This window comes from Pararhizobium sp. (assembly GCF_035497515.1).
Classification (GTDB): Bacteria; Pseudomonadota; Alphaproteobacteria; order Rhizobiales; family Rhizobiaceae; genus Pararhizobium.
On the sequence record NZ_DATJDJ010000079.1, the window covers coordinates 20,594 to 40,998 of the forward strand.

General features: G+C 60.4%; 20 protein-coding genes and 1 riboswitch. Of the genes, 15 read left to right on the top strand and 5 right to left on the bottom strand.

The annotated features are described in order from the left end of the window. Nucleotide 1: 1 nt before the first annotated feature. Nucleotides 2–1,195, top strand: coding sequence for a GGDEF domain-containing protein (locus VL202_RS08910; RefSeq protein ID WP_325463772.1), 1,194 nt, complete (start codon nt 2–4; stop codon nt 1,193–1,195). Between the two features lie 69 nt (nt 1,196–1,264). On the opposite strand, the gene VL202_RS08915 is transcribed toward VL202_RS08910, so the two are convergent. Further along, the gene (locus VL202_RS08915; protein ID WP_325463773.1) at nt 1,265–1,942 is read right to left on the bottom strand and encodes an alpha/beta hydrolase; all 678 of its coding nucleotides are present in this window, start codon (nt 1,940–1,942) and stop codon (nt 1,265–1,267) included. A 226-nt stretch (nt 1,943–2,168) separates the two neighbouring features. On the opposite strand from VL202_RS08915, the gene VL202_RS08920 reads away from it, so the two are divergent. The 10 genes from VL202_RS08920 to VL202_RS08965 all read left to right on the top strand — a co-directional run bounded on the left by VL202_RS08920 (nt 2,169) and on the right by VL202_RS08965 (nt 12,068). Then, nucleotides 2,169–3,335 carry a cysteine desulfurase family protein gene (locus tag VL202_RS08920; RefSeq protein WP_325463774.1) on the top strand — a complete coding sequence of 389 codons (1,167 nt, stop codon included), beginning with the start codon at nt 2,169–2,171 and terminating at the stop codon, nt 3,333–3,335. Between the two features lie 145 nt (nt 3,336–3,480). Further along, nucleotides 3,481–4,950, top strand: coding sequence for a Fe-S cluster assembly protein SufB (sufB, locus tag VL202_RS08925; RefSeq protein WP_325463775.1), 1,470 nt, complete (start codon nt 3,481–3,483; stop codon nt 4,948–4,950). 62 nt (nt 4,951–5,012) lie between these two features. Continuing rightward, complete coding sequence (locus VL202_RS08930; protein WP_325463776.1) at nt 5,013–5,354, top strand: GIY-YIG nuclease family protein; 342 nt, start codon at nt 5,013–5,015, stop codon at nt 5,352–5,354. A gap of 110 nt (nt 5,355–5,464) precedes the next feature. Further along, nucleotides 5,465–6,220 carry a Fe-S cluster assembly ATPase SufC gene (gene sufC, locus VL202_RS08935; protein WP_325463777.1) on the top strand — a complete coding sequence of 252 codons (756 nt, stop codon included), beginning with the start codon at nt 5,465–5,467 and terminating at the stop codon, nt 6,218–6,220. 12 nt (nt 6,221–6,232) lie between these two features. Beyond that, on the top strand, nt 6,233–7,507 hold the full coding sequence (gene sufD, locus VL202_RS08940) for a Fe-S cluster assembly protein SufD (RefSeq protein ID WP_325463778.1): 1,275 nt from the start codon (nt 6,233–6,235) through the stop codon (nt 7,505–7,507). 13 nt (nt 7,508–7,520) lie between these two features. Beyond that, nucleotides 7,521–8,762, top strand: a complete 1,242-nt coding sequence (locus VL202_RS08945) for a cysteine desulfurase (protein ID WP_325463779.1) — start codon at nt 7,521–7,523, stop codon at nt 8,760–8,762. A 12-nt stretch (nt 8,763–8,774) separates the two neighbouring features. After that, nucleotides 8,775–9,155: an SUF system Fe-S cluster assembly protein gene (locus VL202_RS08950; protein WP_325463780.1), complete on the top strand. Its 381-nt coding sequence runs from the start codon at nt 8,775–8,777 to the stop codon at nt 9,153–9,155. A 90-nt stretch (nt 9,156–9,245) separates the two neighbouring features. Then, nucleotides 9,246–9,638 (top strand): Fe-S cluster assembly scaffold SufA, encoded by a 393-nt coding sequence (sufA, locus tag VL202_RS08955; protein WP_325463781.1) that lies wholly within the window; start codon nt 9,246–9,248, stop codon nt 9,636–9,638. 117 nt (nt 9,639–9,755) lie between these two features. Further along, a complete protein-coding gene (locus VL202_RS08960; RefSeq protein WP_325463782.1) occupies nt 9,756–11,615 on the top strand; it encodes a PAS domain S-box protein in 1,860 nt (619 codons plus the stop codon). Nucleotides 11,616–11,642: 27 nt separating this feature from the next. Beyond that, nucleotides 11,643–12,068, top strand: a complete 426-nt coding sequence (locus VL202_RS08965) for a response regulator (protein WP_325463783.1) — start codon at nt 11,643–11,645, stop codon at nt 12,066–12,068. A 56-nt stretch (nt 12,069–12,124) separates the two neighbouring features. Here VL202_RS08965 and gcvP read toward each other — a convergent pair whose 3' ends face one another. From gcvP to gcvT, 3 genes are read right to left on the bottom strand one after another with little or no spacing between them, the layout of a single operon-like run. Then, entirely contained in the window at nt 12,125–14,989 is a 2,865-nt protein-coding gene (gcvP, locus tag VL202_RS08970; RefSeq protein WP_325463784.1) for an aminomethyl-transferring glycine dehydrogenase, read from the bottom strand. Next, complete coding sequence (gene gcvH, locus VL202_RS08975) at nt 14,989–15,351, bottom strand: glycine cleavage system protein GcvH (RefSeq protein WP_113244772.1); 363 nt, start codon at nt 15,349–15,351, stop codon at nt 14,989–14,991. The genes gcvP and gcvH overlap by 1 nt, the downstream gene beginning before the upstream one ends. A 16-nt stretch (nt 15,352–15,367) precedes the next feature. Further along, the gene (gene gcvT / locus VL202_RS08980) at nt 15,368–16,507 is read right to left on the bottom strand and encodes a glycine cleavage system aminomethyltransferase GcvT (RefSeq protein WP_325463785.1); all 1,140 of its coding nucleotides are present in this window, start codon (nt 16,505–16,507) and stop codon (nt 15,368–15,370) included. A gap of 142 nt (nt 16,508–16,649) precedes the next feature. Further along, a riboswitch (glycine riboswitch) is annotated at nt 16,650–16,737 on the bottom strand. 157 nt (nt 16,738–16,894) lie between these two features. On the opposite strand from gcvT, the gene VL202_RS08985 reads away from it, so the two are divergent. After that, complete coding sequence (locus VL202_RS08985; RefSeq protein WP_325463786.1) at nt 16,895–17,290, top strand: DUF2946 family protein; 396 nt, start codon at nt 16,895–16,897, stop codon at nt 17,288–17,290. A 103-nt stretch (nt 17,291–17,393) separates the two neighbouring features. Beyond that, nucleotides 17,394–18,377, top strand: a complete 984-nt coding sequence (locus tag VL202_RS08990) for a DUF1775 domain-containing protein (RefSeq protein ID WP_325463787.1) — start codon at nt 17,394–17,396, stop codon at nt 18,375–18,377. Nucleotides 18,378–18,435: 58 nt separating this feature from the next. On the opposite strand, the gene VL202_RS08995 is transcribed toward VL202_RS08990, so the two are convergent. Next, nucleotides 18,436–18,819: a hypothetical protein gene (locus tag VL202_RS08995; RefSeq protein ID WP_325463788.1), complete on the bottom strand. Its 384-nt coding sequence runs from the start codon at nt 18,817–18,819 to the stop codon at nt 18,436–18,438. A 308-nt stretch (nt 18,820–19,127) separates the two neighbouring features. Between VL202_RS08995 and VL202_RS09000 the strand changes: the two genes are divergently transcribed. Both VL202_RS09000 and VL202_RS09005 read left to right on the top strand, forming a co-directional pair. Then, nucleotides 19,128–19,466 (top strand): nuclear transport factor 2 family protein, encoded by a 339-nt coding sequence (locus VL202_RS09000; RefSeq protein ID WP_325463789.1) that lies wholly within the window; start codon nt 19,128–19,130, stop codon nt 19,464–19,466. A 320-nt stretch (nt 19,467–19,786) separates the two neighbouring features. After that, the gene (locus VL202_RS09005) at nt 19,787–20,401 is read left to right on the top strand and encodes a L,D-transpeptidase (RefSeq protein ID WP_414692824.1); all 615 of its coding nucleotides are present in this window, start codon (nt 19,787–19,789) and stop codon (nt 20,399–20,401) included. Nucleotides 20,402–20,405 lie beyond the last annotated feature (4 nt).

Genomic DNA, 20,405 nt, shown 5'->3' on the forward strand with positions numbered 1-20,405 from the left:
CATGAACGGCGCGCTTTTCCTTTTGACGGTCAACTTCCTGATAGCGCAGCTTTTTTGCGTCTTCTTTCTGGTGATCGCCAGGCGCAGCCGCGTTCCTGCGGCCGGCCGCTGGTTTGCCGCCGCCTTCGCCGTCGCGTCCTTCTCCGCCATCTTCGAAGTCACCATCCGCTATGCCGATTATGATCGGCTTGCCAGCTTCGGTGCCTTTTCCTCGCTGCTCGGCGCCCTGCTGATGATCCGCGTCGGCCTCGGCCGGCTTTATGCGGTACCGTCGAGCGTCATGACCATGACGGCAATCCTCGGCATTTCCCTGACCCTCAATCTGCTGATCTACGATCTGCCGCGGGGCACCCTCTATCATTCGCTCGGCTACCAGATTCCCTTCATCGCCGCCGAACTCATCTCGGCTGCGGCGATCTACCGGTCGGGACGGCGGGAGACGGCCGACGTCACGCTGATCGCGCTCCTGCTGCTCACGGCGGTACATTTCGCCAGCAAGGTCTATTTCGCCATCGTTTTCGTCGGCGGACGGACAGCGGAAACCTATCTGTCGAGCACCTACGCACTCATCTCGCAGAGCGTTGGGGCCGTGCTCGTCGTATCGACCGGCCTGACGCTGCTTGCCGTCATCGTCGTCGAGATCATGGATGACGCCAAAGCCAATTCCGAGATCGACCCGCTGTCTGGTCTCTTCAACAGGCGCGGTTTCAACGACCGCGTCGACCAGATCCTCGCCCGACCGATCGCCGCCTATCCGCACTGCGTGGTTCTTTGCGACCTTGATCACTTCAAGGCGGTCAACGATACCTATGGTCATGCCGCCGGAGACCAGGTGATCGTGGCGCTTGGCCGCATGCTGAAGGAGCAGGCTCCGCCGGAAGCGATCTGCGCCCGGTTCGGCGGGGAGGAATTTGCGGTCTTCCTGCCATCCACCGGCGAAACGACGGGTTATCTCTTTGCCCAGGGCCTGCGCACGACGTTTTCGTCGCTCGTCTTCGCCGGCCTGCCGGAGCATCTGCGCCTCACGGCCAGCTTCGGCGTCTGCGCGCTGGGATCTGCGACCGTTCCGATTTCGGATGCGATCAATCGGGCCGATGGTGCGCTTTACGATGCCAAGAAGGGCGGTCGCAATCGCGTCAACCGCGCTCGCCATCCGGCAGAGATCAGCTTCGAAGACTGGCAGGCCCGTGCCTGAGATCAGACAATGTCACACATGAAAAAGGCCGGATGACCGGCCTTTTTCATGTCGGGTTCGTCGATGCATTCAGCGGATGCGTTTGGCTGCCGGTTCCGGTGTCAGTTCGCCGTTCAGGCGCCGGTCGAGATAATCCTCGCACTCGGCCATCAGGGTATCGACCTGGCCATTGAAGAAATGGTTCGCGCCCGGCACGGTCTTGTGAGTGATCAGGATGCCCTTCTGCGCCTTCAGCTTGTCGACGAGATTATTGACGTCCTTTTCCGGCGCCACCTTGTCGAGGTCGCCGTTGATGATCAGGCCGGAGGACGGACAGGGCGCCAGGAACGAGAAGTCGTAGGTGTTCGGCTGCGGCGCGATCGACATGAAGCCTTCGATTTCCGGACGGCGCATCAGAAGCTGCATGCCGATCCAGGAGCCGAAGGAATAGCCTGCGACCCAGCAACTCTTGGAGTCCGGATGCATGCTCTGCACCCAATCGAGCGCCGAGGCGGCATCCGACAGTTCACCTGCGCCATGGTCGAACTCGCCCTGGCTGCGGCCGATCGAGCGGAAGTTGAAGCGGAGCGTCGTGAAACCGCGCTTCTGGAACATGTAGAACAGCTGGTAGACGATCTGGTTGTTCATCGTCCCGCCGAACTGCGGATGCGGATGCAGGACGATGGCGATCGGGGCGTTCTTCTGCTTGGACGGCTGGTAGCGGCCTTCGAGGCGACCGGCCGGTCCGTTGAAGATAATTTCGGGCATTGGCTCTCCGGGCATGTTTCTGGCATTAAAAACCGGCTCAAGGGCCGAAGCAGTCTTGACGACGGCAGTCAGCTTTTCTAGAACGCAGTTTAGAACCATTCAAAACTTTGACACGGTCTTTCCGTGGCGAGTGTCGTCTCTTACGGCAAGCGAGGCGAAAATTTCAAGGAAAATGCATCGACCGTATGCCTTTAACTTGGCAACCGGTCGAGCTTTGGCAAGGACCATGACGCAACAGCGTATCTATATGGATTGGAATGCCACCGCGCCGCTGTTGCCAGCTGCGCGCGAGGCCTGCCTGTCCGCGCTCGACCTTGCCGGTAACCCGTCTTCGGTTCACGGCGAAGGCCGCAAGATTCGCATGCTTATTGAAAATGCCCGCCGTGACGTCGCGGCTCTCTGCGGCGCGCAGTCGGCCAATGTCACCTTCACCAGCGGCGCCACGGAAGCGGCCAACTGGGTGCTGACGCCGGATTTTCGCATGGGCAAGACGCCGCTGAAAATCGGCCGTCTGTACATTTCCGCGATCGAACATCCGGCTGTGCGCGAAGGCGGCCGGTTTGCCAAGGATGCAGTGGGCGAGATTGCAGTGACCTCCGCCGGCGTCATCGATCTCGCGGCTCTCGAAGCGGCGCTGGCGACGCATGATCGCGAATCCGGATTGCCGATGGTGGCGGTGATGCTCGCCAACAATGAGACCGGGATCGTCCAGCCGATTGCGGACGTCTCGGCCTTGGTGAAAAACGCTGGCGGCATTCTCGTCGTCGATGCTGTTCAGGCCGCCGGTCGACTGCCGTTGCGGATCGATGAGCTCGGCGCGGACTTCCTGATCGTCTCTTCCCACAAGATTGGCGGCCCGAAAGGCGTCGGCGCTCTCGTGTCGCGGGGTGAAATCCTCATGCCTTCGGCCCTGATCCGCGGCGGCGGCCAGGAAAAGGGACATCGTTCCGGCACCGAAAACCCGGCCGCGATCGCAGGGTTCGGCGCAGCCGCCCGGTTCGCCTCAGAGGGGCTCGATGATCGCATGACGGCGGTTTCCGCCCTTCGCGACCGGCTTGAGACGGCCATGGTTGCGGCGGCGGCGGACGTTATCATCCATGGCAGCGATGGCGCACGGATCGGCAATACCTGCTTCTTTACCCTGCCAGAACTCAAGTCCGAGACCGGGCAGATCGCGTTCGATCTCGAAGGCGTGGCGCTTTCGGCGGGATCGGCCTGCTCGTCCGGCAAGGTTGGCCAGAGCTATGTCCTGTCGGCGATGGGGCATGATCCGCGCCACGGCGCGCTGCGGATTTCGATCGGCCCATCGACGACCACGGCGGAGATCGATCGCTGTGCCGAGGTGTTCGCAAAGATCGCGTCGCGCAGGAGGCTTTCGGGCGCTGCAGCGTGAAGGAATAAAATTGCGGGAATTTGGATTTTCCGCTTGGCAAATGGGGTGAAAATGCCTCTTAAGCCCACTACATAGACGATGCAACGAACATTGTATCGTGCTGACAAGCTGCCGGACCTTGTATCCGGCGAGATTGGAGAACGACATGGCTGCCGTGCAGGAAACAATCGATCAGGTCGCCCTGATCGATGTGGACCAGTACAAATACGGGTTTGAGACGACGATCGAGATGGACAAGGCCCCCAAAGGCCTGTCCGAGGACATCATCCGCTTTATTTCCGCAAAGAAGAACGAACCGGACTGGATGCTGGAATGGCGTCTGGACGCGTACCAGCGCTGGCTGACGCTCGAGGAACCCACCTGGGCGCGCGTCAACTATCCGAAGATCGATTTCAGCGACATCTACTTCTATGCCGCGCCGAAGAGCACGCCCGGTCCGACCTCGATTGACGACGTCGATCCGGAACTGCTGAAGGTCTATGAAAAGCTTGGCATTCCCCTGCGCGAGCAGGAAATCCTGGCTGGCGTCACGACGCCGCGCATTGCCGTCGATGCCGTCTTCGATTCCGTCTCGGTGGTGACCACGTTCAAGGAAGAGCTGAAGAAGGCCGGCGTGATCTTCATGTCGATATCCGAAGCCATCCGCGAACATCCGGATCTGGTGAAGAAATATCTCGGCTCCGTCGTCCCGACGACCGACAATTATTACGCCACGCTCAATTGCGCCGTCTTCACCGATGGCTCGTTCGTCTACATTCCCAAGGGCGTTCGCTGCCCGATGGAGCTGTCGACCTATTTCCGCATCAATGAAAAGGGAACCGGCCAGTTCGAGCGTACCTTGATCATCGCGGAAGAGGGTGCCTACGTTTCCTATCTGGAAGGCTGCACGGCGCCGCAGCGCGACGAAAACCAGTTGCATGCGGCCGTTGTCGAACTGGTCGCCCTGGATGATGCCGAAATCAAGTATTCGACGGTCCAGAACTGGTATCCGGGCGACAAGGACGGCAAGGGCGGCATCTATAACTTCGTCACCAAGCGCGGCGATTGCCGCGGCAAGAACTCGAAGATTTCGTGGACACAGGTAGAGACCGGCTCGGCGATCACCTGGAAATATCCGTCCTGCATTCTGCGCGGCGACGGTTCGCGGGGCGAATTCTATTCGATCGCCGTCTCCAACGGCCACCAGCAGATCGACTCGGGCACCAAGATGATCCATCTCGGCAAGAACACGTCGAGCCGCATCGTCTCCAAGGGCATCGCTGCCGGCGTTTCCCAGAACACCTATCGCGGCCAGGTCTCGACCCACCGCAAGGCCGAGAACGCCCGCAACTTCACGCAGTGCGACTCGCTTCTGATCGGCGACAAGTGCGGAGCCCACACGGTGCCCTATATCGAGGCACGTAACTCCTCGGCCCAGTTCGAGCACGAAGCGACGACGTCGAAGATTTCCGAGGACCAGTTGTTCTACTGCCTGCAGCGCGGCATCCCGACGGAAGCGGCGATCGCCTTGATCGTCAACGGCTTCGTCAAGGAAGTCATCCAGGAATTGCCGATGGAGTTCGCGGTCGAAGCGCAGAAGCTGATCGGAATTTCGCTGGAAGGAAGCGTGGGTTAAATGATCCGGCCGTCATCCTCGGGCTTGTCCCGAGGATCTGCTGGGCTGATTTGGAGACGTGATTGACCGGTTTCGTCTACATGATGTCCGACAAGCCCCGAGGCGTTATTTACATCGGAGTGACGTCGGACCTCGCTGGAAGAATTTGGGAACACCGCAATCACATCCACGAAGGATTTACTGCGAAATATCGAGCGGAAAAATTGGTTTGGTTCGAACGTCACCCGAACATCGTTCTTGCGATACAACGCGAGAAATCTTTGAAGAGGTATCGGCGGGACTGGAAGATCGAACTGATCGAAGGCCTCAATCCCACTTGGGTGGATCTGTTCGAACGAATTGATGAAGTCGATAATGCCTATCGCCCACATCAGAGCACAAAAATGTGGAGCGATTACAATTGATAGACTGTCAGATCCTCGGGACAAGCCCGAGGATGACGGCGGTCTGATCGAAGCGCCCAAGACATGGGTTTGCATGAACCATGCGAGCCGACCACGCTAGGAAGATTGAAATGCTTGAAATCAAGAACCTCCATGCCCGCATCGCCGCTGATGGCACCGAGATCATCCGTGGGTTGAACCTCACGGTAAAGGCCGGCGAAGTGGCAGCGATCATGGGGCCGAACGGCTCCGGCAAGTCGACGCTGTCCTACGTCCTGTCGGGCCGCGAAGACTATGAAGTCACCGAGGGTGACATCCTCTATAACGGCGAGAGCATCCTCGATCTCGACCCGTCCGAGCGCGCGGCCAAGGGTATTTTCCTGGCCTTCCAGTATCCGGTCGAAATTCCCGGCGTTGCGACCATGCAGTTCCTCAAGGTCGCGCTCAACGAGCAGCGCAAGTATCGCGGCGAAGCCGAACTGACGACACCGGACTTCATCCGTCGCGTCAAGGAAGCCGCCACCAAGCTGCAGATCAATCCGGACATGCTGAAGCGGCCGTTAAACGTCGGATTTTCAGGCGGAGAGAAGAAGCGCGCCGAAATCCTGCAGATGGCGCTGCTGGAGCCGAACCTGTGCGTCCTCGACGAGACCGATAGCGGCCTCGACATCGACGCCCTGAAGATCGTCTCGGACGGTGTCAATGCGCTGCGTTCGCCCGACCGCGCCGTCATCGTCATCACGCACTACCAGCGCCTGCTGGAATATATCGTGCCGGACAGTGTCCATGTGCTTTACAAGGGACAGATCATCAAGTCCGGCGACAAGTCGCTGGCGCTCGATCTCGAAGCCAATGGCTACGCCGACATCATCGACGCGGCGGCCTGAGGAGTACAGGGTATGAACATGCAAACGGCAATCACGATGACGGCCGCCGAAACCGCCCTTGTCGATGCCTACACGACGGCGATCGGCGAACTGCCGGGCGAAGGGGCTGTGCTGTCGGCGCGTGATACGCTGCTGGCCGACCTGAAGACGCAAGGCCTGCCGACGCGCCGGCTCGAATCCTGGCACTATACCGACCTGCGCGCGCTGCTGCGAAGCGTCCCGGCTTTCGAGCCGACTGCCTTTGCCGAAAGGGTCGATCCGCTGGTTCCTGGCTCCCTGGTGCTCGCCGTCCTCAACGGCAAGGCGGACGGTAAGGTGTTGCCAACCACTGTCAACGTGCGGACCTATGCCGAGAGCCTGATCGATGGCGTTGCAGCCGCCGATCTGGTCGAGCGCGATCCGGAAGACGCGATTGGCCGCATCAATGGCAGCCTGGTGCGGGACGGCTTCGAGATCGAGGTGCCGGAAGGCACGGTGCTCGAACAGCCGTTGGAACTGCAACTGGTGCAGAGCGCCGGCCAGAACCATTCGCGCTTTCCTGTCACCTTCGGCGCCAATACGAGGGCGACGGTGATCGAGCGTCATCTCTCGGTCGGCGATGCGGCAAGCCTCGTTACCGTTGTCAGCGATCTCATCCTCGATGATGGCGCCGATATCACCTGGATCATCCTGCAGCAGCAGGGCGCAAGCGACAGCCATCTCGCGCAGGTCAATTTCGACCTCGGCACGAATGCCAAGCTTCGGCTGTTCGTCATCAATGCCGGCGGCAAGCTGGTGCGCCAGGAAATACACGGCGTGACGACGGGAGAGGGCGCCGATTTCCAGTTGCGCGGCATCAATTTGCTCGGCGGCGACACCCATACCGACGTGACCTTCACGCTCGGTCATGACGTTCCGAACACGACATCGAAGGAGGTCATTCGCAACGTCCTGTTCGACCGTGCCAAGGGCGTCTTCCAGGGGCAGATCCGGGTTGCTCCGGATGCGCAGAAGACCGATGCGAAGATGGCGTGCAACACGCTTCTCTTGTCCGACGATGCTGATTTTTCGGCCAAGCCGGAGCTGGAAATCTTTGCCGACGACGTCCAGTGCGGACATGGCGCGACGGTGATCGATATCAACCCGACGCATCTCTATTACCTGAGAGCCCGCGGCATTCCGGAAAACAAGGCGCGCGCCATGCTGGTGAATGCCTTTGTCGATGAGATCGTCGAGGAACTCGAGCATGAAGGGCTGATCGAGACGCTGGAAACCATTATCTCGGTTTGGCTCGAAAAGCACGCCTGATTGGAACATTGACATGGAACACACGGTGCCGGTCCCGACCTATGACGTCGAAGCGATCCGCAGGGATTTCCCGATCCTGTCGCGGAGTGTCTACGGCAAGCCGCTGGTCTATCTCGACAATGGCGCCTCGGCCCAGAAGCCGCAGGTGGTCATCGACGCCGTCGCCCATGCCTATTCCAACGAATATGCCAACGTCCATCGCGGTCTGCATTTTCTCTCCAATGCCGCGACGGACGCTTATGAGGGCGCGCGCGAAAAAGTACGCAAGTTCCTGAACGCACCGTCGGTCGACAACATCATCTTCACCAAGTCCTCGACGGAGGCGATCAACACGGTTGCTTACGGTTATGGCATGCCGAAGATCGGCGATGGCGACGAGATCGTCGTCTCGATCATGGAGCATCATTCGAACATCGTGCCGTGGCATTTCATCCGCGAACGTCAGGGCGCCAAGCTGGTCTGGGCGCCGGTCGATGACCAGGGCGCCTTCCATATCGATGATTTCGTCAAATGCCTGACCGATCGCACCAAGCTGGTGGCCATCACCCATATGTCCAACGCTCTGGGCACAGTGGTCCCGGTCAAGGAAATCTGCCGGATCGCGCATGAGCGCGGCATTCCAGTGCTGATCGACGGCAGCCAGGGCGCGGTACACATGCCGGTCGATGTCCAGGACATCGATTGCGACTGGTATGTCATGACCGGCCACAAGCTGTACGGCCCCTCCGGCATCGGCGTCCTCTACGGCAAGACCGAGCGGCTGAAGGAGATGCGGCCGTTCATGGGGGGTGGCGAGATGATCTTCGAGGTGACCGAGGACAACGTCACCTATAATGATCCGCCGCACCGTTTCGAAGCCGGCACGCCGCCGATCGTCCAAGCGATCGGTCTGGGTTACGCGCTCGATTACATGGACAATATCGGCCGGGCCGCGATCGCGGCGCACGAGGCTGATCTTGCTGCCTACGCCCATCAGCAGCTGTCTTCCGTCAATTCCCTGCGCGTCATCGGGACGGCGCCGGGCAAAGGTGGTATCTTTTCCTTCGAACTGGAAGGAATCCATGCCCATGACGTCTCGATGGTGATAGATCGGGCGGGAGTTGCGGTTCGGGCAGGCACGCATTGCGCCCAGCCGCTCTTGAAACGCTTCGGCGTGACCTCCACATGCCGTGCATCCTTTGGCCTTTACAATACGCGGGCCGAGGTGGACGTGCTGGTAGATGCGCTCGACCAAGCCCGCAAATTCTTTGCGTAAGGACACACACCGATGAGCCTTGATACGACTGCAGACAAGATCGACGTTCGCGAAGGGATTGTTCACTCCGCAATTCCGGCGGACGAACTTGCGCGTCTGAGCGACGACATCATTTCCGCGCTGAAGACAGTTTATGACCCGGAAATTCCGTCCGACATTTTCGAGCTTGGGCTGATCTACAAGATCGATATCGAAGACGACCGCATGGTCAAGATCGCCATGACTCTGACGGCCCCCGGTTGCCCTGTTGCCGGCGAGATGCCGGGCTGGGTCGAAAATGCGGTGGGCGCCGTCGAAGGTGTTTCCGGCGTCGAGGTCTCGATGACCTTCGATCCACCGTGGACGCCGGATCGCATGTCGGAAGAAGCGCAGGTTGCCGTCGGCTGGTACTGACAGCGTATTGATCCCTTAACCAGCGCACATTACATTCGGGACTCGGAAAGCATCAGGCCTTGAACCTGATTGCGACAAGGAGAATGGCCGATGGGCTTCGCAATCATGAGTTTGACCGATGCGGCGGCAGGCCGCGTCAAGGCGATCGTGGAGAATGCCGGCGGCGACGCCCAGGGCATTCGCGTTTCGATCAAGAAGGGCGGCTGCGCCGGCATGGAATATGCCATCGACATGGCGACATCGGTCAATCCCAAGGACGATCTGGTCGAGCATGACGGCGCCAGGGTCTGGGTCGCGCCGGAAGCCGTTCTCTATCTCCTCGGAACGCGCATGGACTTCGAGGTGACGACGCTGCGCTCCGGCTTCACCTTCAACAACCCCAACCAGACATCGGCCTGCGGCTGCGGCGAATCCGTCGAACTGAAGCCGGCTGATCTGGCAGCGCTGGCCGCCAAGGGTGATGCGGTGGTTCGTGCCGGCTGAATTTCAAACAGTTTAACTGGCCGGAGATAGACGAATTTCAAAAAGAGACCCGTTCCCGCCGGTCTCTTTTTCTGTTCTTATGCGCTGCCGACATTCTTGGCGAAAGCTTGGATCGCGATGCCGATTTCCCAGAAACATTTCATCCAGGCCCTCTACGACAGTTTTCCCGATCCTGTTGTCATCGTCGACGCCGACAGGATGATCCTTGCGGCCAATCCGGCGGCATCGAAACAATTCGGCTATGCACCGGATGAGTTCCGCAACTGCCCGGCGCGTCGCCTTTATGCGGTGGATGAGGATTACGACGCTTGCCTGAGCCGCGATTCCGAAAAAATCGCCGGCGAGGATTTTTCCGACGGCGTCTATCGCTATCGCCGCAAGGATGGTTCGACGTTTTCCGCACGTTTGCGGGTGACACAGGTGGCCGACGAGGCCGGGACCATGCAGGGGTTCATCGCCGTCGTGCACGACATTTCCGATTACCTCCATCTCGCCGAGGAGCGGCGCCAGGCCGGAGATATCCTCAACACGGCGCTGCAGGCGATCCCGGAAGGATTCGCAATCTTCGACAGAAATGAAACGCTGATCGTCTATAACGACGCCTATCGGAAGGTCTGTGGTCCGGTCGGCGCGGCCTTACGGGTCGGTATGACCGCGCAAGAGATCGTGACGGCTGTCTATGAATCCGGCAGCTATCCGCTGGCGCCGGTCGGCTCGCCGGAAGCGGCTGAATGGCTCGAGGGCCGGATGTATGACTTTCGCCATCCGGGCGGCAAGGCATCGGTTTTCCCCTATGGCGACGGACGCTGGCTGCGGGTCGAAAACCTCCGGACCGAAGACGGCAATACGGTCGCCCTGCGCATCGACGTGACCGAATTGAAGGAAGCCGAACTGGCGCGCGACCGGCAGAGGCTGGAATATTACACGCTGGTCCAGAATATTCCCGATTTCATCACCCGCATTTCCAGGGATCTTCGCTTCACCTTCGTCAACGACCGTTACGCTGCGTTCTCCGGGCTTTCCGCCGATGAACTGATCGGAAAACCATTTCTGGATTTCGTTCCTAAACAGGATAGGGAACGGGTAGTCGGCGTGCTCGGCAACTTGACCCCGGACACGCCCATCCTTTCGCGTGAGCAAAAACGGATTTTGGCCGATGGAAGCGATTTCTGGGTTTTCTGGTCAAACATGGCGGTCTTCGACGGTAACAGGCTGGTCGAATACATCACTGTCGGCCGCGACGTTACCGAACTGAAGCAGCAACAGGCCCGCATCGCGCAGCAGGGCGCCGAACTGCAGCGGAAAAACGAGGCGCTCAATCAATTCACCGGCACGGTCTCTCACGACCTGAAGGCCCCCCTGCGCCACATATCGATGTTCTCCGAAATGATCAGCGAGGATGTGGCGAGCGGCAATCTCGATGAACTGCCGACCTATGCCCGGCATTTGCGCCAGAGCGCACGGAGAATGGATCAACTGATCGACAGCCTGCTCGACTATGCCCAGATCGCCGACCAGATCGGCAACTGGCAGGCGGTCTCGATGGCGGATGTGATCTCGGACGCGATCCTCATCCTCGGGACCTTTGTTCGGGAGGCAGGCGCCCGGTTCGAGTTTGATTCCCTGCCGCAGGTGAAAGGCGATCCGGAGCTGTTGAAGCGCCTGTGCCAGAACTTGATCGGCAACGCCATCAAATATCGCAAGGAGGGTGTCAAGCCGGTCATCCGCATCTACAGCGAGAAGGAAGACGGTCAGGTTCGGGTCTGTTTCCAGGACAATGGAATCGGCGTCGATCCCCGATTTGCGAAGAAGATTTTCGATGTGTTCCAGCGGCTTCATCGTGACGAGGCAGTTTATCAGGGCACCGGAATCGGGCTTGCGCTGGCAAAACGGATTGCCGAGAGCCACAATGGCTCCATTGCGCTTGACACGACATTCTCGGAGGGTGCACGTTTCATCCTGACCCTTCCGGAATGAGTTGATCCGTCAGAAAGCCAGAGGCGATTGGGCAACCAGGTAAAGAAGCTTCTCGTCGTCGATGACGATCTGATTGACGCGCATTTCGTGATGCGTGCCTTCGCCGATGTCGGAGGAAACCTGGAAATCACCCATGTTACGGATTCGGATGTCGCCACTGCCCGGCTGTCGGGCGAGACTTTCGACTACGTGATTCTGGATATCAACATGCCGGGAATGAACGGCATTGACCTGTTGCGGCGCATCCGCACCGACATCAGGACAGCGGTGCTTCCGGTGATCATGCTGACGTCGTCGATGAACCCGTCCGACGTCTATACCTCCTATGCCTCCGGTGCCAATGCCTACACGCTGAAACCGTCCTCGGTCAGCGGCTACAGGAAATTCGCCGAAGGGTTCACGCATTTCTGGCTTGATGTGTCAATTCATCCCTACGAGCACCTACCCGTCTGATCGTCGCATGGCCGGGATGAGAAAGGGGCGCCCGACGCGCCCCTTCTGTGTGCTCGTTATTCGGCAGCCTCGGCATAGTCCTCCAGCGGCGGACAGGTGCAGACCAGGTTGCGGTCGCCGAAGACATTGTCGACGCGGTTGACCGGCGACCAGTATTTGTCGACGCGGAAAGCGCCCGGCGGATAGCAGGCCTGCTCGCGGGTATAGGGACGGTCCCATTCTCCGACCAAGTCCTCGACCGTGTGCGGGGCATTTTTCAGCGGGTTGTTCACCGGATCCATCTTGCCGTCCTCGATCGCCTGCGCTTCGGCGCGGATCGCCAGCATGGCGTCGCAGAAGCGGTCGAGTTCCGCCTTGGTTTCCGATTCCGTCGGCTCGATCATCAGCGTGCCGGCAACCGGCCAACTCATGGTCGGGGCGTGGAATCCGCAGTCGATCAGCCGCTTGGCGACGTCATCGACGGTGACGCCGGCACTATCGACCAGCGGGCGGGTGTCGATGATGCATTCATGCGCGACACGACCCTTGGCCGACTTGTAGAGTACGTCATAGGCGCCCTTCAGACGCGCGGCGATATAATTGGCATTGAGGATCGCCACCTTGGTCGCCTGCGTCAGGCCTTCGCCGCCCATCATCAGGCAGTAGCTCCAGGAGATTGGCAGGATTGATGCCGAACCGAACGGAGCAGCCGAGACGGCACCTTCGCCACCGTCTGTTTCAGGGTGTCCGGGCAGGTAGGGGGCGAGATGCGCCTTGACGCCGATCGGCCCCATGCCCGGACCACCGCCGCCATGCGGAATGCAGAACGTCTTGTGCAGGTTGAGATGGCTGACATCGCCACCGATATCGCCGGGGCGGGCAAGGCCGACCATGGCGTTCATGTTGGCGCCGTCGAGATAGACCTGGCCGCCGTGCTTGTGGACGATCTCGCAGACCTCGCGGACATTCTCTTCGAACACGCCGTGCGTCGAGGGATAGGTGATCATGCAGCAGGAGAGGTTGGCCCCATACTGCTCCGCCTTGGCGCGGAAATCGTCCATGTCGATATCGCCATTGTCCGAAACCTTGACGACGACCACCTTCATGCCGGCCATCTGGGCCGACGCCGGATTGGTGCCGTGCGCCGAGGTCGGGATCAGGCAGACATCGCGATGATCGTCGCCATTGGCAAGATGATAGGCGCGGATCGTGAGAAGCCCGGCATATTCGCCTTGCGCGCCCGAGTTCGGCTGCATCGAGACAGCGTCATAACCGGTGATCTGGCAGAGCTTCTGGCTGAGATCGGTGATCATGTGGCGATAGCCTTCGGCCTGGTTGGCCGGCACGAAGGGATGGATCTCCGAGAATTCCGGCCAGGTGATCGGCAGCATTTCCGCCGTGGCGTTCAGCTTCATCGTGCAGGAACCGAGCGGGATCATCGAGCGGTCGAGCGCCAGGTCCCGGTCCGAGAGCCGGCGGATATAGCGGGTCATTTCGCTTTCCGCGCGGTTCATGTGGAAGATCGGATGCGTCAGGTATTCGCTCGTGCGCAGCAGAGATTTCGGCAGGCGGTAGCCCGTCGAAAAATCTTCCACGCTGAAATCGCCACCAAAGGCACGCCAGACGGCTTCCAGCGTGACCGGCCGTGAGCGCTCGTCGAGGCTGATGCCGATCCTTGTCGTACCGATCCGGCGAAGGTTGACTTCTTCGGCAACAGCCGTCTTCAGGATGATGCCTTGCAACTTGCCGACATCGACGGTGATCGTGTCGAAGAACACGTCCGGCTCGACCGTGTAGCCCAGCTTTTCCAGTCCGAGGGACAGAAGCACGGCCTTCTGATGGACGCTCTGGGCGATCGCCTTGATGCCCTTGGGACCATGGAAAACGGCATACATTGAGGCCATGACGGCGAGCAGGACCTGCGCGGTGCAGATGTTCGATGTCGCCTTCTCGCGGCGGATATGCTGTTCGCGGGTCTGCAGCGACAGGCGATAGGCACGGTTGCCGCGCGCATCGACGGACACGCCGACGAGACGGCCAGGCATCGAACGCTTGTAGGCGTCCTTGACGGCCATATAGGCGGCATGTGGGCCACCATAACCGACAGGGACGCCGAAGCGCTGGGTGCAGCCGATGGCGATGTCGGCGCCCATTTCGCCTGGTGATTTCAACAATGCCAACGCCAGCGGATCGGCCGCCATCGTGGCAATCGCGCCGGTCTGGTGCAGCCGGGCGATCAGGCCGCTGAAGTCGTGGACATGACCGTAGGTGCCGGGATACTGGAAGATCGCCCCGAAGACATCGACGGGATCGAGATCGGTGAAAGGATTGCCGATAACAATCGACCAGCCCAGCGGCTCGGCGCGGGTCTGCAGCAGGGCTATGGTCTGCGGATGGCAGTTTTCATCAACGAAGAAGGCCTTTGTCTTGGACTTCGAGACGCGTTCGGCCATCGCCATCGCTTCGGCGGCGGCGGTTGCCTCGTCGAGCAGCGAGGCATTGGCGACATCGAGGCCGGTCAGGTCGCAGACCATCGTCTGGTAATTGAGCAGGGCCTCGAGCCGGCCCTGGCTGATTTCCGGTTGGTAGGGCGTATAGGCCGTGTACCAGGCCGGGTTTTCCAGGATGTTGCGCTGGATGACCGGCGGCGTGATCGTGCCGTAATAGCCCTGACCGATGAGCGAGACGAGCTTCCTGTTGCGGTTGGCGGTCTCGCGCATCTTGTCGAGCGCCTCGCGTTCCGTCATGGCCGCCCCCCATGCAAGCGGTTCCTTCTGGCGGATCGACGGCGGGACGGTGTCGTCGATCATGGCGTCGAGACTGCTGTAGCCGATGACCTTGAGCATATCGGCCATTTCGTCGGGCGAGGGACCGATATGCCGCCGGTTGGCGAAGTCGTACGGCTTGTAATCGGTAAAGGTGAAATCCTTCGGCATGCTCATCAGGCGATCAACTCCTTGTAAGCGGCCTCGTCCAAGAGCGCGTTGACGGCGGACGGGTCGGAGAGCTTCAACTTGAAAAACCAGCCTGCCCCTTGAGGATCGCTGTTGACCAGCGCCGGATCATCGACGATCGCCTGATTGCTTTCGACGATCTCGCCGTCCAGCGGACAATAGACATCGGAGGCGGCCTTGACGGATTCGACGGTCGCGGCGGTCGCGCCCTTATCGAGCGCGGTGCCGGCTTCCGGCAGTTCCACGAAGACGAGGTCGCCAAGCTGCTCGGCAGCATGCGCGGTGATGCCGACAGTCGCAACATCACCCTCGATTTTCAGCCACTCATGTTCATCGGTAAATTTCAGCATCGGGTTCAGCTCCTGATCAGCGTTTGTAGGTCGGTGTGATGAAGGGTAGGGCGGTGACGGTCATCGGCAGGTATTTGCCACGTACCTCCGCGAAAACCTGGGTGCCGTTGGCGGTATGGGCGATATCGACATAGCCCATGGCGACGGGATGATCGGCGCTGGGGCCGAAGCCGCCGGAAGTGACCGTGCCGATCGGCATCCTGCCCTCGGCGTCGGCAAACAGGGCAGCACCGGCGCGCACCGGCGCCTTGCCCTCGGGCTTCAGGCCGACGCGACGGCGGCTGGCTTTGTCGGCAAGCTGGCGCAGGATGATGTCTGCGCCGGGGAAACCGCCCTCACGGCTGCCGCCGGTTCGGCGGGCCTTTTGCATCGCCCATTCGAGGGCGGCCTCCACGGGCGTCGTTGTGGTATCGATGTCGTTTCCGTAGAGACACAGGCCGGCTTCGAGACGCAAAGAGTCGCGCGCGCCAAGACCGATCGGCATGACATCGGGATGTTCGAGGATCCGGCGGGTCACGTCTTCCGCGGAGGCGGCCGGAATGGAGATTTCAAACCCGTCCTCGCCGGTATAGCCCGAGCGCGAGATGATGCAGGGTACATCATGTAGCTCAGCTTCGACCACGTCCATGAAACGCATGGTGGCGATATCGGCCCAGAGTTCGGCCAGCACGGTGACCGCCTGCGGCCCCTGCAGTGCGATCAACGCCCGGTCTTCGAGCAGCGCCAGGTCACAGGTCTCGCCCAGATGCTTCCGCAGATGCGCGAAATCGGTGTCCTTGCAGGAGGCATTGACGACGAGGAAGAGATGATCGCCGCGATTGGCGATCATCAGGTCATCGAGAACGCCACCCGATTCGTTGGTGAAGAGCCCGTAGCGCTGACGGCCTTCGCCGAGGCCGAGCACATCGACGGGCACCAGCGTCTCGAGCGCCAGCGCCGCATCCTCGATACGACCGGACTTCGGCTTCACGATGATCTGGCCCATATGGGAAACATCGAACAACCCGGCGGCTGAACGAGTATGCAGGTGTTCCTTCATGACACCGGCTGGATATTGCACCGGCATGTCGTAGCCGGCAAACGGCACCATGCGGGCGCCAAGCGACAGATGCAGCGCGTGTAGCGGCGTCTGTTTCAAAGGGGAATGATCGTCCAAATCCGGCCTCCAGGTCTGGCGCTGCGCGCCGGCTCATTTCCACGGCGCATCTCGTGCGCCGTTTCCTCGAGCCCCCTCTGTCCCTTTGCCTGAGATTGTTATCCCTTCGGCGAGCGGAAATGCTTCTCTCCAGAGTCCTACCGGCACCTTGCTGGTCCATGGGCCTGAGAGTTTCCGGGGCGGTTGCTCCTTCGGCACCGGTCGAAACCGGATTCTCCCAACAAGATCGATCTCAGATAACGGCGATCCCGGCGTATTGGCAAGCGCAAAATGTCGCGCCCGAACAGATTTCTGTCGTGGCTGGTTTCAGACGTGAGCTTGCGACATCTGGTCCTTTGCTTTTTTAGTGACAAGCAGGTAACGCAATCCTTGATACGGAGATCACGGATGGCGAGAGCCGGGCAACAGATGGGGATGGCGGTGCGGGTGCTTTCGGCGCTGGCATTGTTGCTCCTGTCGTTTGCCCATCAGCCCGTCATTGCCCGGCAGATCGCGCCGGACATCGCGTCACAATATGTGCTGCCGGACGGATCGATCGGTGACATCTGCTTCGGCACGGAAGGCGTCGATGGCGCACGGCATGGGCCGTCCAAGGATGGCGTGGCGCCGGTCTGCGACTATTGCCGGCTGGCATCTGCCATTCTCCTGCCGTCGACACCGGATGAGGTTTATCTCGTCATTCGACGCATTTTCGAGATTGCGGCGAGACCCGATTTTACAGCTGTTCTGGTCGAGCATCCGCATGCGCTGCCGCAATCGCGTGCGCCGCCTGTCGTGGCCTGATCCCCGCCATCCCGGCGACTTCCACGTTTTTCAGACCTTTCGCCGCGAAACGCGGCATTTGGCCGGCCTTCCCGAACATGGGGAACCGGTTCGGAGATGATCCATGACACCGACCAAGACCACATTTCTCGCCCTTGCTTTCTCGCTCGCCGGTACGGCGGCAGCCTGTGCGCACGCGTCCTTCGAGCAGGACACGGTCACATCCGAGACCAATTTCAAGGCGATCCTGCAGATCCCGCATGGCTGCGACGGCAAGGCGACCAACGAGGTTCAGGTGAAACTGCCGGAAGGATTCGTTTTTGCCAAGCCGCAGCCAAAGGCCGGCTGGGAGATCGAGATCATCAAGGGCGATTATCAGAAGAGCTACGACAATCACGGCAAGACGGTTACTTCCGGCCCACTGGAAATCCGCTGGAAAAGCGGAGAACTTTCGGACGACTATTATGACACATTCGTGATCACCGGGAAGGTTTCGGGTTTCGGGAAGGAAACGCAACTCGCCTTTCCCGTCACCCAGCTTTGCGGCGCCTCCGACAAGGTGGTCTGGGATCAGGTCGCAAATGAGGGCCAGAGCCCGCACTCGCTGGAACATCCGGCGCCGACGATCACCGTGACACCAGCCGAGGCGGGCGGTCATGACCATCACGACATGGCGGCCATGGCCGGGATGTCGGGAATGGAAGATGCCCCGGTGACGGCCGGTTCGCTCGAGATTTCCGGTGGTTCGATCAAGGCCATGCTGCCGGGTGCCAAGGTTGGCGGCGGTGGTTTTACGGTCAAGAACGAGGGCAGCGAGGATGACATCCTCCTGTCCGTCGAAAGCCCGGCTGCGGGGCGCGTCGAGTTGCATGAGATGACCATGCAGAACGACGTGATGAAGATGCGCAAGCTGGAGGGCGGCATCGCCGTCCCGGCCGGGCAGACGGTCGAACTCAAGAACGGCGGGCTGCACCTGATGTTCATGGATGTGATGAAGCCGTTTGTCGAAGGCGACACTATTCCCGTGACACTCACATTCGAGAAGGCCGGCAAGGTCGAACTCATGCTGCCCGTCGGCAATGCTGCCGGCAAGATGTCTCACAACTGAACGATGTGGCATTGAATGCAAGGGAGCGGCGGCATCCGTGATGCTGCCGTTCAGTCGCTCAATCGCGATCTCTCGACGGGACGCGAGCCACCCAATCGGGAAAATCGAGCGCCTCGGCCCCGCCATCCTCGATACCCGCTTCTTCCTCGTCGTCGGCTGCTTCCGGCTCGTCCAATTCGAATTCCCGGTAGCGGCGAACAGCCTCGTAGGGCGTGCCCTGGGGCAGGCGTTCCCGCGAATTCATCAGCATCAGCATCAGGGACGTCGGGCTGCGCAGGGCGGCAACGGAGGCGTGGATATTGGCTGCCTCGTCCTTTGGACGGGCGGCAAGCAACGTAATCGCTTCTTCGGAAGGACCGTCGCCACTCACGCGTGCGGAAGGCTTTACGGCTTGTGCCGCATACGCCGCCGTATTGGCTGACATGGTAACGACCAGGGTCATGGCGATCTACCCTTGAAGGGCACTCCTTTGAAAATAGCGATCGCCTTGTTTTATCTCGCCGAAATTTCCCGATGGTGAAATCCGGCGCCGGTATTTAAGTCAAATCTTATCGAGGTGCGCACCGGCGCGGAACCAACAATCTGACCGATGTTGTGGCGGCAATCTGCAACCGTGGCACTTGCGGTATTCCTTAAATACGGGCAAACTTCCTGCAACCGGAGGGAGGGGCGCATGACAGACAGGAAAACACTCGAGGGCATCGTCAACAGTTTCTATGAAGCGCGCGGAGGAACGACAAGGGCGGCGTGATGTCCCTTGCCGGACCCGATATCACCTTCTGCATGATCGGCAGCGGCAGGATGGCCGCGGCTGCCCCGCGCATTTCCGGACCGGCGGACCTGGAGGTCGCCGTCGGGGCGCTGATCGACCACTGGGACATGAGCAGGATGACGACAAAACGGCTCTATGTGGATGGCGATACGGTCATTGCTCATCGGTCCGGGGTGATCCGCCACAATCCGACGGGCAAGGACCTGGAAACGGAATATATCGACGTTTTCACCGTCAAGGATGGAAAGATCGACGATATCACTGAATTCGTCGACACGCTGATGGTCGCCGAAGCCATCGGCCTCGTCACCACATAGAAACGGTATCTTGCGGCCTGCGCTCATTTCACACGGTTCCTTCACGATATGGTGACCGCGATCGTGACGACTGTGGCCGGGGAGACGTTGGAAACCGTTGCAATTCCCGTCATAAGACTAGCACGCTTCCGATTCCCGGGGACGGGCGCGGCTGACATTCCGTTTGGCTTCAAGTGGACATTGCAGCCGCTCTGTTCGTGGAGAGGCGATTGATATTCTAACGCGGATTGCCAGAACGTATGACGATTGACCACAGTTTATCCCGCCGCGGCTTTTTCGCTCTGCTTGCGGCAGGTACGCTTGCCGGATGCAGCACATCGATGCAGAAGCGCCCGACGCCGACACCGGTGCGGATCAGCCGACCGGTCGGGCCGCCGTCCGATGCCGAATTGCAGGTAATGTACGGACTGGTCGAGGATGGAGGCTTCCTGATCCCGCCGATCCCATACCAGAAGGTCGATCCGAAGTTCTACCGGCAGCGCGTCATCGACCCGACGGGCGAGGCGCCCGGCACCGTGGTCGTCGATACGCCGGCGCGGTTCCTTTACGTCGTCGAGCCCGGCGGTACGGCAATGCGCTATGGCGTCGGCCTCGGCCGCGAGGGTTTTTCCTGGCAGGGCGACGGCGTCATTCACTGGCGCCAGGCCTGGCCGCGCTGGAAGCCGCCGAACGAAATGGTGGCGCGCCAGCCGAGCCTAGCCAGATATTCGATCAAGAATGGCGGCATGGAGCCGGGCCTGAAAAACCCGCTCGGCGCCCGCGCCCTCTATATCTTCCAGAACGGCGAGGATACGCTCTACCGGCTGCACGGCAATCCGGAATGGCAGTCGATCGGCAAGGCGGTGTCGTCCGGCTGCGTGCGGCTGATGAACCAGGATGTCATCGATCTCTATCAGCGGGTGCCGGCCAAGGCGCGGATCGTGGTGCGGCAGTAAGGCT

Coding starts and splice junctions, on each gene's coding strand:
- sufA (WP_325463781.1), top strand. CDS start 9,246: ATGGGCTTCGCAATCATGAGTTTGACCGATGCGGCGGCAGGCCGCGTC.
- VL202_RS08920 (WP_325463774.1), top strand. CDS start 2,169: ATGACGCAACAGCGTATCTATATGGATTGGAATGCCACCGCGCCGCTG.
- VL202_RS08945 (WP_325463779.1), top strand. CDS start 7,521: ATGGAACACACGGTGCCGGTCCCGACCTATGACGTCGAAGCGATCCGC.
- VL202_RS09005 (WP_414692824.1), top strand. CDS start 19,787: ATGCAGAAGCGCCCGACGCCGACACCGGTGCGGATCAGCCGACCGGTC.
- sufB (WP_325463775.1), top strand. CDS start 3,481: ATGGCTGCCGTGCAGGAAACAATCGATCAGGTCGCCCTGATCGATGTG.
- gcvH (WP_113244772.1), bottom strand. CDS start 15,351: ATGCTGAAATTTACCGATGAACATGAGTGGCTGAAAATCGAGGGTGAT.
- VL202_RS08995 (WP_325463788.1), bottom strand. CDS start 18,819: ATGACCCTGGTCGTTACCATGTCAGCCAATACGGCGGCGTATGCGGCA.
- VL202_RS08985 (WP_325463786.1), top strand. CDS start 16,895: ATGGCGAGAGCCGGGCAACAGATGGGGATGGCGGTGCGGGTGCTTTCG.
- sufD (WP_325463778.1), top strand. CDS start 6,233: ATGAACATGCAAACGGCAATCACGATGACGGCCGCCGAAACCGCCCTT.
- gcvP (WP_325463784.1), bottom strand. CDS start 14,989: ATGAGCATGCCGAAGGATTTCACCTTTACCGATTACAAGCCGTACGAC.
- sufC (WP_325463777.1), top strand. CDS start 5,465: ATGCTTGAAATCAAGAACCTCCATGCCCGCATCGCCGCTGATGGCACC.
- VL202_RS08915 (WP_325463773.1), bottom strand. CDS start 1,942: ATGCCCGAAATTATCTTCAACGGACCGGCCGGTCGCCTCGAAGGCCGC.
- VL202_RS09000 (WP_325463789.1), top strand. CDS start 19,128: ATGTCCCTTGCCGGACCCGATATCACCTTCTGCATGATCGGCAGCGGC.
- VL202_RS08990 (WP_325463787.1), top strand. CDS start 17,394: ATGACACCGACCAAGACCACATTTCTCGCCCTTGCTTTCTCGCTCGCC.
- VL202_RS08910 (WP_325463772.1), top strand. CDS start 2: ATGAACGGCGCGCTTTTCCTTTTGACGGTCAACTTCCTGATAGCGCAG.
- VL202_RS08960 (WP_325463782.1), top strand. CDS start 9,756: ATGCCGATTTCCCAGAAACATTTCATCCAGGCCCTCTACGACAGTTTT.
- VL202_RS08950 (WP_325463780.1), top strand. CDS start 8,775: ATGAGCCTTGATACGACTGCAGACAAGATCGACGTTCGCGAAGGGATT.